Source organism: Oleidesulfovibrio vietnamensis (assembly GCF_055388115.1).
The window spans coordinates 3040084-3053138 of sequence record NZ_AP042419.1; the positions used below are offsets into that span (position 1 = coordinate 3040084).

The following is a 13055-nucleotide window of genomic DNA, read 5'->3' on the forward strand; positions in this document are numbered from 1 at the left end:
TTTTTCATTCTGTTACAGCATGTTGCATTATGCTCCTGTGCAAAAAAAGCGCAGTGCGGTCTAGCCAGCTCCAAGTATGCGTGTTATCTTGCACGGGTATCACTTTCACACGCACACCAAGGAGCCTGACCATGACACCTGAACGCATATACGAAGTGACGGAAGCCCAGAGAGCTTTTTTCCAGTCCGGAGCCACCCTTGACGTGGACGGACGCATTGCATCGCTGCGCACCCTGCGCGGCGCCGTGCATGATTACACCCGTCGCTTTATTGTAGCTGCGGCACAGGATGCCGGACTTTCCGAGCACATGGTGCTTGCGGCTGAAATAGCCCCCGTCATCAACGACATCGACCACATGATCAAACGTCTGCCCGCGCTGGCAAAGGGACGGCTGGTGCGTCGTTCGCGGCTGCATATGTGGGGCTGGTCGCGCAGCGTGCCCCGCCCCGCAGGCATTGCCGTGGCCGTAACCGCCGCGGATATGCCCGTACAGCGCGCCCTTATGCCGGTGGTATCTGCCCTTGCCGCGGGCACCCCGCTGCTGCTGGCACTTTCTCCCCGCACTCCGGCTGTCAACGGCATTGTGGAGCGCCTTGTGCAGCAGTTTTTCAAGCCGGAACAGATAACCGTGACCACTGCGGACAATGAAACCACAGAGGCCATTCTCGGACAGCGTTTCGATGCCTGCCTGTGCTCCGCACCGCGCGAAACCGCCGTCCGGTTTGCCCGCGCCGCTGCGGAACACCTTGTGCCCGCCGTCATTGAAACAGCCGAACACCGTAATCCGGCCATAGTGCTTGAAGATGCCGATATCCGGCTGGCAGCGCGGCGCATAGTATGGGCCAAAACTCTTGCCGCCGGTCAGACCGCCGCCGCGCCGGACTATCTGGTGGTGCACGGCGCAGTCCGCGAACGCCTGCTGGCAGCCCTGCGCAAAGAACTGGAAGCGCAGCACGGCGCCATACCCTCCGCAAGTTCCGCATTCGGCCGCATGACAGACAACGCAGCCTATGAAGAAGCTGCGGCGTTTCTGACTGACGGCACGCCGGTCATAGGCGGCGACACCGACCCCGCAGGCAGGTTCATCAACTTTACCGTACTGGAAAACGTACAGCCGGACGCACCGGTCATGCGTTCCGTCACCCGCAGTCCGGTGCTGCCGCTTTTTGAGGTGCAGTCTGCGGAACAGGCCGTTGAACTGGTGAACAGCCGTCCCGCACCGCTGGCTCTGTATGTGTTCAGCACCGATGTGTTTACCGCACGCAAAGTGCTGGATGCCACAACATCGGGCACAGCGGCGGTCAACGACGTGCTGGTGCAGACCGTGTACCCCGCCCTGCCCTTCGGCGATGCGGCAGGCGGCGGCATGGGCAGCCACCGCGGCGAGGCGGGATTTTTTGCCTTTTCCAGACTGCGCAGTGTCACACGCGGCACAAACTTCATCGACCTGCCGTTCCGGTTCAGCCCCGATGCCGGCTGGAAGCAGAAAATCCTGCGGTACATCATCAGATAACAGCCGCGCCGCCTGCCGCAGACCGGCAGGCGGCGTCGTTGTTCCGCAAGGATTTTATCCGCCGCGTCGTCTCTGTGCAGTACCGGACAGACAGGCTCTGCCCCGCTTACTGGACAGGAACAGGGCTAGCCGCTAGACTCCGCGCCAAACGACTCCCCAAAGGTGAAACTCTTGCAGAAAAGCCCCGTATGGGAGCGCCGCCCGTGGCTGTGCGCTGCCGCCATCATATCTTTCACAACGCTGGTACGCTTCTGGTTCATCGCCTCCGGCCAGCTTGACCTCGTGCAGGACGAGGCCCAGTACTGGGACTGGACCCGCAGACTCCAGCTTTCCTACTATTCCAAAGGGCCGCTCATCGCGTGGCTCATCAGCATCTGGACCGGTGTTTTCGGCGATACGGAACTGGGCGTGCGCTTTGCCGCCGTGCTCAATTCGTGCCTTGCACAGATACTGCTGTACGCCGGAACCGCACGGCTCATGCGCCGTCCGGCACTGGGTCTGTGGACACTGGTTGTGGCCAATACCACCCCGCTGTTCATCGCCTCCGGCATTCTGATGACCACTGACAGCCCGCTGCTGGTCTGCTGGACGGGTGCGCTCATGTGCCTGTACTGGATGTCCGTATCATCACGCTCGCCATGGCCTTATGTGCTGCTGGCCCTTTCCATGGCCGCCGGTGTGCTGGCCAAATATATGATGCTGGCCATGCCCGCCGTGGCCCTGCTGTACGCGCTGGGACTCAGACGCCAGCGGCTGCTGCCAGAAGGCATGGTGCCGCGGCTGCTGGCTGCCGTCTGTGCCGGTACGGCCGTGGGTATGCTGCCCATCCTCATATGGAATTTCCAGAACGACTTTGTGGGATTCCGCCATGTGGCCGGTCTGGCCGGTGTGGCTTCGGCCAGCCCCGAACCGCTCATCCGCTTTGACCGCTTTCCAGAATATATCGCCTCGCAGGTCGGCATCATCAGTCCGTGGTGGTTTGTGTTCATGCTGGTGGGCGCATGGCGCGCCCTGCGTGTGTGGCGTACGCCGCGCGCCGGACGCGACATGTACAGCGGACTGCGCAATGACATGAACGAAGTCCGTCAGTCACTGCTGCTGTCCGCCGCGTTCTGGCCGCTGTGGCTTTTCTTCATAATCTGGAGCTTTCACACCCGCATCTATCCCAACTGGTCGGCCATGAGCTATGTGGCCGGCATCATGCTGTGTGCTTCCGCGCTTGAGCGCAGCGGACAGGCTGTGCGCGAAACAGGCAGGCATCTTTCGCGGCTGCGCATGCGGCGCATCTGGGTTGCCATGGGTGTACTTGTTTTTGTGCTGCTGTACGGGCAGAACTGGCTGCCTCTGCCGCCTGCGTACAACCCGGCGGTACGGCTGAAAGGCTGGAGCGACCTGAGCGGCAAACTGGAGGAACTGCAGAACAGTCTGCCCCGCCCGGACAAAGTGTTCTATTTTTCCAAATCATATGACATCACGGCGGCCCTTGCCTTTTACGCACCCGGACAGCCGTTCACGTATTGTGCAGACTTCGGCAGGCGCATGAGTCAGTACGACCTGTGGCCCACTCCTGAAGACAAAAAAGGGTGGGACGCCATTTATGTGCAGAAAGACAACGGCATAAAACCACAGCTGAAAAGCATGTTTGAGTCATACAGGGTGCTGCGCTACCGCACCACGCACAAAGGCGCCCCCGGGCGCGAATTCACCATTGTGGTGCTGCGCGGCTTCAAAGGCACATGGCCGCGCGAACAACAGGAGCGTTACTGATGGCCAGAAGCCGTGATGCACATATATGCGCCCGCTGTGCCGCACATTCCGGCACCTGCTGCCGGATGCAGCCCGGCAATGAAGAGCTGTGCTTTCCGCTTTCGCGCAGCGAATGGCAACGCATTGTGGAGCATTGCAATGACAAGGGCGGGTTTGCCAGCCAGCCCAATACAAAACCGTTCCTGCAGTGTATGAAACGCCTTTTTCCCGCCGATGAAAAACGGCTGGAGGCCATTTTTCCCCCTCACGGGGAGCATCTGCGCCTTGCCTCGGACAATGAAGGCCGCTGCCTTTTCCTTTCCGCTGCCGGCTGCACTCTTCCCCGCGAGACACGTCCGTGGTATTGCCGCCTGTTCCCTTTCTGGTTTATGCCCAACGGCATGCTGACCATGTTCACTCCGGACGAGTGTCTCGTCTATCTGGAGTCACGCTCCGTCAGAGACGCCATGCAGGAACTGGGCGTTACAGAAAACGAACTGCGCCTGATGTTCGGCCGCCTGCGACTTGCGTGGGGGCTTGATCCGGAGCATGACGAAGACGGCAACCGCTATCCGCTTTGCGACCATACCCGATAAAAATATCATGAAACGTTTTCTCACATACTTTCTTGTCAGCGTCACAGGTCTTGCCCTGCTGGGCATGCTCGGGCTGGGCGGCATCTATATATGGGCCACCAAAGACCTGCCCGGCTTTACCCGTATCACCGATTACCGCCCGCCGCTGGTCACCACGGTGTACGCGCGCGATAACAGCATTCTGGGGTATTTCTACCGCGAAAAACGCTTTCTGGCGCGCCTTGATGAAATGCCGCAGCATCTGCCTCTGGCCTTTCTCGCCGCAGAGGACGACTCCTTTTACCGGCATGAAGGCATAGACTTCCGCGCCATTCTGCGCGCCTTCATGAAAAACATGCAGGCAGGCACCATCCGGCAGGGCGGTTCCACCATCACACAGCAGGTCATCAAACGCCTGTTGCTTACTTCCGAACGCAGCTACGAGCGCAAGATAAAAGAAGCCATTCTGGCCTACCGGCTGGAACGCTATCTGAGCAAAGATGAAATTCTGACCATATACCTGAACCAGATATATCTCGGCGCGGGGGCATATGGCGTGGAAGCCGCCGCGCGCAGCTACTTCGGCAAACATGTGGGCGAACTGTCCATAGCCGAATCTGCGCTGCTGGCCGGTCTGCCGCAGGCTCCTTCCAAATACAACCCGCTCAACAACCCGCAGGACGCATACACCCGTCAGTTGTATGTGCTGCACCGCATGCTTCAGCTCGGGTGGATAACACCCTCGCAGTACGACGCGGCCATCAATGAAAAGCTTGTGTTCACCTCCATGGCCGATCCTTCGTGGGGCACCGGCGCATGGTATCTGGAAGAAGTGCGCCGCAGGCTCATCGACTATCTGAGCGAAGACAACATGGAAAAACTGGGCATCAAGCTGGAACGCTACGGCGAGGACGCCGTATATGAATCCGGCCTGCATGTTTACACCGCCATGGACCCCAAGCACCAGAAGTACGCCGAACAGTCACTGCGCGACGGACTGGTGGCCTCTACAAAACGGCGCGGCTGGCGCGGCCCTGTGGAGCATCTGGAAAGCAAGGAAGCACGCGAAGCTTTTCTGCGTGACAACCCCGTGGATGCGGCGGCAATGCAGCACGAAGGCTGGATAAAAGTGCTGGTCACCCGCGTGACGGCCGCAGGGGCCGATGTGCGCTTTGGCAGCTACAAGGGCCGGATGGACGTGGAAACCATGCACTGGTGCCGTACGCCCGACCCCACCGTGGTGACGGACTATGTGCCCGCCGTGAAAGATGCCCGTACGGTGGTCAAAGCGGGCGATGTGGTATGGGCGCAGCTTATGCTGCCCGATGCGGGCAAAAGCTTTGATGCCGCCTCCGTCACGCCTGATACGGACTTTTCACTGGCCATCGCGCAGTACCCCGAAGTGCAGGGGGCACTGGTTTCCATAGAACCGCAGACGGGTGATGTGGTGGCACTGGTCGGCGGCTATTCCTTTGCCGACAGCCAGTACAACCGCGCCGTGCAGGCCAAACGCCAGCCCGGTTCCGCTTTCAAGCCCATTGTCTATTCCACCGCGCTGGACAACGGCTACACACCGGCATCCACGGTACTGGACGCCCCGTTTGTCTATACCGACGACGCCACGGCCAAAACATGGCGCCCCGAAAACTTTTCGGGAGAATTCTACGGCCCCACGCTGCTGCGCACCGCGCTGGTCAAATCGCGTAACCTGTGTACCATCCGCATTGCACAGGACATCGGCATACCGGCCATTGTCGAACGGGCCAAAGCACTGGGACTTGAAGGGCCCTTCCCCTTCGACCTTTCGGTAAGTCTCGGGTCTGTGGCCGTTTCGCCTCTGAACCTTACAGAAGCATACACGGCGTTCGCCCATGAAGGTCTGCGCGCACAACACCGCATGATCACCGGCATCAAATCGGCATGGGACGAACCCATAGCCACCTTTGAGCCGCAGCAGACAGAAGCGCTGACACCGCAGAACGCCTATATCATGGCGTCGCTGATGAAAGAGGTCGTGCGCGACGGCACCGGCTTCCGCGCACGGGTGCTCAAACGTCCTCTGGGCGGCAAGACCGGCACATCCAACGACGAGCGTGACGCATGGTTTGTTCTTATCTCTCCGTACCTTGTCTCGGTGTCCTATGTGGGCTTTGACGACCTGACCCCCATGGGCAAATGGGAAACCGGCTCGCGGGCGGCATCGCCCATTGTGGTCGGCTACCGTCAGGGTGTGGAAGAAGACTACCCCGTACAGGATTTTCCCATGCCTCCCGGCATCGTGCAGGTGCGCATTGACGGTAAAACAGGAAATCTTGCGGGGCCCGGCTCTGAAACAAGTTACTTCATGCCTTTCAAGGAAGGAACCCAGCCCACCGTGGTGGAAGGTTCCGCCCCCCGCCACGGCGCCGACGACGCCCGCAGCGGCGAAGACCTTATGAAGCAGATGTTCTGATCTGCCGGCACCGGCAACGCCCCGCGGAATTTCCCGCGGGGCGTTTTTCATGGCGGCAGTTCTGGCTCAGCCGGTCAGGCTGTGGTACACCGGTCATGACGCCGGAACCACCGGCACGACCCGAACACACCGGAGAATCATCATGATACGCTACCGCTTATCCGCAGCAGCCCTGCTGGTCACGCTTGTACTGTCGCTGACAGGCGCAGACATGCTCATGGCCGGACAGACTCTGCCGCACCCCGCAGAGCCTTTCAAAGTGACGCTGTTTCCGCAAAGCGCCCGCATCGAAGTCCTGCAGACCCTGCCTGCGGAAAACTCGCTCACTCTTTTTCTGCCGCATCAGGCAGACCCGGAAAGCCTTACTCTCAACATATCCGGCAATACCGTCACCGCCATGGAATGGGTGCTGACCGACGGACAGGCCGGTCCCGCCGCGGCAGCCGTCAAAGAACAGCTGCTGCAGGCCCGCGCGGCACTGGCACGCACACAGGGACGCAAAACGGCAATAGAAGCCCGCATTGCCATGTGGTCGCAGCCGCGTCCGGCCGAGGGCGGCACGGCAGAACTTGAACGGCTGGATAAAGCCATGACGGAACACCTTTCCGCCCTGCTGCCCGAGGCGGAAGAAACAGACAGGCTGCTTGAAAAACAACAGGCCGCCGTGCACGAACTGGAAGCACGGCTGAACAATGCCACAGGCGGCTCGGAAAAAGTGTGGGCCGTCACGGCGCAGCTGCACACCCCCGCCTCCGGTCAGGTGACAGCGCAGTACGCCTACACCGCAACCGGCTGCGGCTGGCAGCCGCTGTACACCCTGCACGCCGTGCCCGGCAAAAATGTGGTTGAATTCAGCTACGCGGCCGCACTGCGGCAGGGACTGGGCACAGACTGGAACAACGTCCGTCTGGCCGTGGCCACGCTGCCTCCCCGTGCAGGTCTTGCGCCGCCGCCCCTGCCCCGCTGGAACATCGGCCCCGTGCAGCAGCAGACCGTCCAGTTAAGAAAAGCCGTCATGATGGCAGCAGATGCCGCACCTGAAAACATGCTGGCCGCTGCGCCCGAGGCCGCAGAAAGGTCTCTGGCATCAACCTATGCGGTGTGGAATCTGGGCACCGTTTCGCTTGCCGCGGGCGGCAGCAGACAGGTACCCGTACTTAACGAGACATGGCAGGCAGCATACGTCTATACCGTGCGCCCCGCCCGTTCTCCCCGCGCGTTTCTTACAGCGCGGGTCACCATGCCCGAAACCCGCCTGCTGCCCGCAGGCCAGGCCACCATGCTGGTGGACGGAGCCACAGCGGGCAGGCAACGTCTGGAATTTGCCGGTACGGAAGAAACCTTTCACTTCGGCAGCGACCCGCTGGTCACCGCGCAGATGAATCTGCAGAAACGGCAGGAAGGAACACAGGGATTCATAGGCAAAAAGCAGGTGTTTGAATGGGCATGGGAAATCACCCTGACAAACGCCCGCCAGCACCCCGTCAATCTGGAAGTTCAGGACGCCGCCCCGCAGCTGCGGCTTGCCGGCATGGAACTGAAACTACGTTCTTCGCCCGAGGCGGAACTGGATGAAAAAACACAGCAGTATGTCTGGAAGCTTGCAGTACCAGCCGGCTCCGAACGGGTCATAAGCCACGCCGTAACGGTCACCGCCCCCGAAGACACCCCTGTGGACGCCGGAAGAAAACAGTAATGGACAACTTCATATACCACGCGCCCACGCGCATCGTCTTCGGCAGAAATACCGTATCGCAAACCGGTGCGGAACTGGCGGCACACAATGTGCGCCGCACGCTGCTGGTCACCGGCGGCAGCGCCGCCATGCGTACCGGAGCATACGCACAGGTCACGGCTTCACTGGACGGGGCCGGTGTGATGCATACGCTTTTCAGCGGTGTCACGCCCAATCCTTCCCTTGATCTTGTGGAAAAAGGCATAGCCGCCGCACACGCGTTTGCGGCGGACAGCGTGCTGGCCATCGGCGGCGGCAGTGTCATAGACTGCGCCAAAGCCATTGCCGCCGGTGTTTTTCTGGAAGATTACTGGGCACAGGTGGAAACACGGCGTCCCGTCACACAGGCTCTGCCTGTATTCACGGTGCTCACTCTTTCGGGCACCGGTTCGGAAATGAACGAAAAAGCCGTCATCACCAACGAACCGCTGGCCAGAAAATGGTCGCTGAGCGGCCTGTGCCTGTGCCCCAGAGTATCCATCATCGACCCGCAGCTCCAGTCCTCCGTTCCGTGGCATCTGACCGCCGCGGGCGGCATCGACGCCATGACCCATGTGATGGAAAACTACTTCCGCGGCAGAACGGCCCGCGCAGCCACCGGTTATTTTCAGGAAGAGACAACTCTGCAGCTATGCGAGGGAATCCTGCGCGCCATCATCATGTCACTGGATGAACTGCAGCGCGACGGCTCGGACTATACCGCGCGGGCCAATCTGGCATGGGCGGCCAGCTGGGGGCTTAACGGCCTTTCAGGCTCGGGGCTTTCCGGCGGCGACTGGACTTCGCACGCTCTGGAACACGCCCTGAGCGGACTGCACCCGCAGGTTCCCCACGGTGAAGGACTGGCGGTGATTTTCCCCTCGTGGATGGAGCAGGTCTGCCACAGCGTGCCGGACATTTTCACGCGTTTTGCCCGCACCATATGGGGTGTTTCCACAGCGGAAGAAGGAGTGGCCGCAACCCGTCAGGCATTCTCGCGCTGGGGGGCTCCCGACCGTCTGTCCCGCTGGAGCATTCCCGCATCCGACATTCCCCGTATGGTACAGAATGCCCTGAGCTACCGCGCGCTGGGCAGAATAGTGCCTCTTTCGGCAGAAGATGTGACCAGCATATACACGCGGGTGCTCTGACTCCGCTGCCGCATATATAAAAAAGGGCTTTCCGCAAAAGCGGAAAGCCCTTTTTTCCGTACAGCGGCACGGCCGCCGTGCAGATACCCTTTAAAGGCTGCGGATACTCCGCTGGCAGAAAGTCACCGCCTCCTGCGCCAGATCGGGCGTTTCCGGCCAGTACAGCTGGCGACGGCTCATGCCCATCAGCATGACGGCAATAAGCGACGCCGTGGGCGTAATATCCAGATCATCGCGCACTGTCCCGTCGCGCATGCCTTTTTCAAGGCAGCGTTCAAGAGTAAGCCCCAGCAGGGCGTACATGCGTTCCATTATCTGCCGCGCGCTGGGCATGATGGTATATGTGTTCATGATGACCTTCAGCTCGACCACGCGCTCGTCCAGAAAGGCATCCAGATCGAGAATCAGAGTCTCGATAAGGCAGTAGCCGCTTTTCTGGCGCTCGTGGATGCTGTCCATCAGCCCGCTGAACTCATCAAAAAAATCGTTGATGATGCTGTCGAAAATCTGCTGCTTGGACCGGTAGTGTCTGTATATCGCGGCGTCCGTCACATTGGACGTCTTGGCTATCTGGGCGATGGTTGTGCCCTTGAAGCCGTTTTCGGAAAACAACCGCCGGGCGTTTTCCAGTATCAGGTGTTTCGATGATGCCATGATGCCCCGCTTTTCTGTATCATTTGAAGGCCAGCACTAAACTACTATACGCCGCGCACGTCAAGTATACAGGCGGGCAGCCTTGCGGCCCCCGCCTGCTGTACCCTGAAAAAAGCCGCGCAGTCTCAGGACATGCCGCCGCCGTATTCCGCGGGGGTCTCCTCACCCCGCAGCACCCGCAGACCGCCCATGGCCAGTGCCTGCATCTCTTCCAGACGGGGCAGCACTATGACCGGTCCGAGATAGCGCAGCCTGTCCGAAACAGCCTGCATGAACCGCCCGGAACGGGCCATACCGCCCGTAAGCACCACCGCATCCACCGGCGGGGCCGACGGGACGTCCTGCCCCGCGCCGGTCAGTGCCGGTAACAGCGCGCACAGAGCCTTGGCGCTGTTGTAAGCCAGCGCGTCGAAAATCTGCGCCGCTGCGGTATCACCGGCGTCCATCCTGCGCTGTACCTCGCGCAGGTCGTTGGTGCCCAGATGCGCCCACATGCCTCCTTCGCGCTGCACAATACTGCGCATGCGCTCAAACGAGTACACACCTCTGCGTACCAGCTCCAGAGCGGGCATGACAGGCAGGCCGCCCGTCCGCTCCGGTGAAAAAGGCCCTTCTCCTTCCAGCGCGTTGTTCACGTCCACCACTCTGCCGTGGCGGTGCGCCCCTACAGAAATGCCACCCCCGAAATGCCCGACCAGAAAACGGCCATCCTCATAGCGTATGCCCAGCTGTGCCGCTGCCCTGCGTGCCGCCGCGCGCTGTGAAAGCGCGTGAAACACGCTGCGGCGCGGCAGTTCAGGCAATCCGCCTATACGGGCCACGGGGTCCAGTTCATCCGTAACCACAGGATCCACTATGATGGCCTGTACATTCCGGTGCGCCCCGTGGCTGCGGGCAAACGCCAGAGCCAGCGGTGCGCCGAGATTACAAGGATGCTCGCCGTGCGCGGCGGATTCCAGAATATCAAGCATGGTCTGATTCACACGCCATGCACCACCGTGCATGGGGGCCAGCAAACCGCCGCGCCCCACCACAATATCAAAACGGGCATCGGCATAACCGGCCCGGGACAGCATGGTCTGAACGGCATGCCGCCGCGCTTCCAGCTGCCCGTATACACCGGCCAGACCGGAAAAGGCATCATGGGGATGCTCCACCGTACGTTCAAAAAGTTCCTCTTCCGCTGCAAACACCGCTATCTTGGTGCTTGTCGATCCGGGATTAATGGTCAGGATCAGACTCATCCGGTGCATTCCTTACGGGTCATGTAGGCTGCCAGAGCCAGTGCATACAGTTTGCTGCGGTCGCTGTCGCCGCGGGAAGGGACGATAAGAGGAATCCTGCTGCCGGCCACAATGCCCGCCACGGGCAGGTCCAGCAGTGTGGTGAGGGTCTTGTACAGTACATTGCCGCTTTCGATATCCGGCGCCACCAGCACGTCGGCATTACCGGCCACCGGGTCTTCAAACCCTTTGCGCGCCACTGCCGCGGGCGATACCGCAAGGTCAAGCGCCATGGGGCCGGAAACCACGGCATCACCGAATGCCCCCTCGGCACTCATACGGGCCACCATCTGCGCATCCAGCGTGGCAGGCATGGCCGGATACATAACCTTTTCCGTGGCGGCCAGCATGGCCGCACGCGGTCGCTCAAGCCCCAGCGAGCGGGCCACGTGCAGCGCGTTACGCACTATTTCCGCCTTACGCTGCAGGTTGGGCGCAATGTTAACCCCCGCATCTGTCAGCAGACGCAGACGAGGCTCGCCGGGCAGGCAAAACACCGCCACATGCGAAAGAATACCGGCAGGCGGCACACCCGTTTCTTTATTCAGCACGCCTTTAAGCAACACGTCCGTATTGACGTTCCCCTTCATCAGCATGGAAACGTCACCCGCGCGGAACAAGGCCAGTGCATGCTGCACGGCTCCGGCCTTATCCGGCACATGGTGCGATTCCAGCGCAGAAATATCCACTCCGGCCCGTCCGGCTATGCGGCGTGTCTCTTCCAGATCGCCCACAAGCACAGGCTCCGCTATGCCGCGGGCATGTGCATCCAGCGCGGCCAGCAACGCAACATCCTGCGCACTGGCGGCCACGGCCACACGCGGCATGGTTCCTGTCCGCGCCGCCGCGGCCAGCAGATCTTCCATGGAAGTCATCTTCATGGGTCCTCCGGCATCAGTCTTCATCGCCGCGACGCAACGCAATGACACCGGTACGGCACAGGCTGCGGATGCCGTGAGGCCGCAGCATCTTGATGAAACCGTCCACCTTTTCCTGATCACCGGTCAGTTCTACAGTGATGGTTTCCTGTCCCATACCCACAACATTTGCCCGGAATACCTCAAAAATCTGCATGACCTGTGACATGGTGTCGCGCGTGATGGAAACCCGCAGCAAAGCCAGTTCGCGGTCAACAAAATCTTTACGGGCCAGATCTTCCACCTCGCGGATAAAATCCAGTCCGGACAGTTCCGCGCAGATGCGCTCGACTTCCGCAGACTGGCCTTCCACTGTGATCACAAGCCGCGACACGTCAAAGTCTTCGGTCTCGCCACAGGAGACAGACTTGATGTTCACATTGTATTTGCGGAACACGTCCGTAGCCTCTGCCACTACACCGACACGGTTTTGCACAAGTGCAGAGATGGTATGCTTCACTGCGGTACTCCTTTTGTATGCAGAGCATCACTATACCGCAGCACAGCCGCTGCGCAAGCATGAAGTCCCATATAGCTTTTCAGGTGCACTGCGCCGCGGCGCAGAGCTGTGAAAAACTGACGGGCCGCGACGCGCACCCGCGCACCGCGGCCCGTGCAGGCCGGCTGCCTTTACAGGGATTTCACAGATCAAACACGCCCGTATCACGCAGCACAGGGCAGACAATCTCGACGCCGGAGCGCACGTTGAGATCCTGCAGCGTACACAGCGTATAGGGCGTATGCGCCGAAAGCCGCGAAAGAAATGTCCGGAGCAGCTGCGGAGTCGCCTTGCCCTGCATGTACATGAGCCGCATCCACCGCCAGCGCTCTTCAAAGGGATACCAGCGGGGCACACCGCTCACCTTTACGGCAGTCACTATGTCCTCGATGACCATATCGCCCTGTCTCACCAGCTCAAAAGTCCGGATAATCTGGCACATGAAACGCCTCCCGCAGGCTTGGAGGGGGGAAGCCCTCATAAGCATAGTGGGCTATGCGCTGCGGGTCCTCAATGATAAAGAAAAGCTGTACAGACACCCCGGCGGACA

The 13055-nt window shown here is 60.5% G+C and carries 11 protein-coding genes; 6 read left to right on the plus strand and 5 right to left on the minus strand.

Annotated elements, in window-relative coordinates; all coding sequences use genetic code 11:
* The first annotated feature begins 131 nt into the window (after nt 1-131).
* From ACZ5D1_RS13645 to ACZ5D1_RS13670, 6 genes are all read left to right on the plus strand, one after another.
* Complete coding sequence (locus tag ACZ5D1_RS13645; RefSeq protein WP_011368873.1) at nt 132-1514, plus strand: aldehyde dehydrogenase family protein; 1383 nt, start codon at nt 132-134, stop codon at nt 1512-1514.
* Between the two features lie 171 nt (nt 1515-1685).
* On the plus strand, nt 1686-3281 hold the full coding sequence (locus tag ACZ5D1_RS13650; protein WP_273192485.1) for an ArnT family glycosyltransferase: 1596 nt from the start codon (nt 1686-1688) through the stop codon (nt 3279-3281).
* Entirely contained in the window at nt 3281-3856 is a 576-nt protein-coding gene (locus tag ACZ5D1_RS13655) for a hypothetical protein (protein ID WP_011368875.1), read from the plus strand. Before ACZ5D1_RS13650 ends, ACZ5D1_RS13655 begins: the two co-directional genes overlap by 1 nt.
* A gap of 7 nt (nt 3857-3863) precedes the next feature.
* Nucleotides 3864-6287 (plus strand): penicillin-binding protein 1A, encoded by a 2424-nt coding sequence (locus ACZ5D1_RS13660; protein WP_011368876.1) that lies wholly within the window; start codon nt 3864-3866, stop codon nt 6285-6287.
* 142 nt (nt 6288-6429) lie between these two features.
* Nucleotides 6430-7983, plus strand: coding sequence for a DUF4139 domain-containing protein (locus ACZ5D1_RS13665; protein WP_464555167.1), 1554 nt, complete (start codon nt 6430-6432; stop codon nt 7981-7983).
* Nucleotides 7983-9152, plus strand: coding sequence for an iron-containing alcohol dehydrogenase (locus ACZ5D1_RS13670; protein ID WP_027182369.1), 1170 nt, complete (start codon nt 7983-7985; stop codon nt 9150-9152). Before ACZ5D1_RS13665 ends, ACZ5D1_RS13670 begins: the two co-directional genes overlap by 1 nt.
* 90 nt (nt 9153-9242) lie before the next feature.
* Here ACZ5D1_RS13670 and ACZ5D1_RS13675 read toward each other — a convergent pair whose 3' ends face one another.
* The 5 genes from ACZ5D1_RS13675 to ACZ5D1_RS13695 form a co-directional block, all read right to left on the minus strand.
* Nucleotides 9243-9806, minus strand: a complete 564-nt coding sequence (locus ACZ5D1_RS13675; protein WP_464555168.1) for a TetR/AcrR family transcriptional regulator — start codon at nt 9804-9806, stop codon at nt 9243-9245.
* A 125-nt stretch (nt 9807-9931) separates the two neighbouring features.
* Entirely contained in the window at nt 9932-11050 is a 1119-nt protein-coding gene (gene buk, locus ACZ5D1_RS13680; RefSeq protein ID WP_011368880.1) for a butyrate kinase, read from the minus strand.
* A complete protein-coding gene (locus tag ACZ5D1_RS13685) occupies nt 11047-11970 on the minus strand; it encodes a phosphate acyltransferase (RefSeq protein WP_464555169.1) in 924 nt (307 codons plus the stop codon). Before ACZ5D1_RS13685 ends, buk begins: the two co-directional genes overlap by 4 nt.
* A 13-nt stretch (nt 11971-11983) precedes the next feature.
* Nucleotides 11984-12466: an acetolactate synthase small subunit gene (ilvN, locus tag ACZ5D1_RS13690; RefSeq protein ID WP_011368882.1), complete on the minus strand. Its 483-nt coding sequence runs from the start codon at nt 12464-12466 to the stop codon at nt 11984-11986.
* Nucleotides 12467-12647: 181 nt separating this feature from the next.
* Complete coding sequence (locus ACZ5D1_RS13695) at nt 12648-12947, minus strand: hypothetical protein (RefSeq protein WP_011368883.1); 300 nt, start codon at nt 12945-12947, stop codon at nt 12648-12650.
* Nucleotides 12948-13055: the final 108 nt, after the last annotated feature.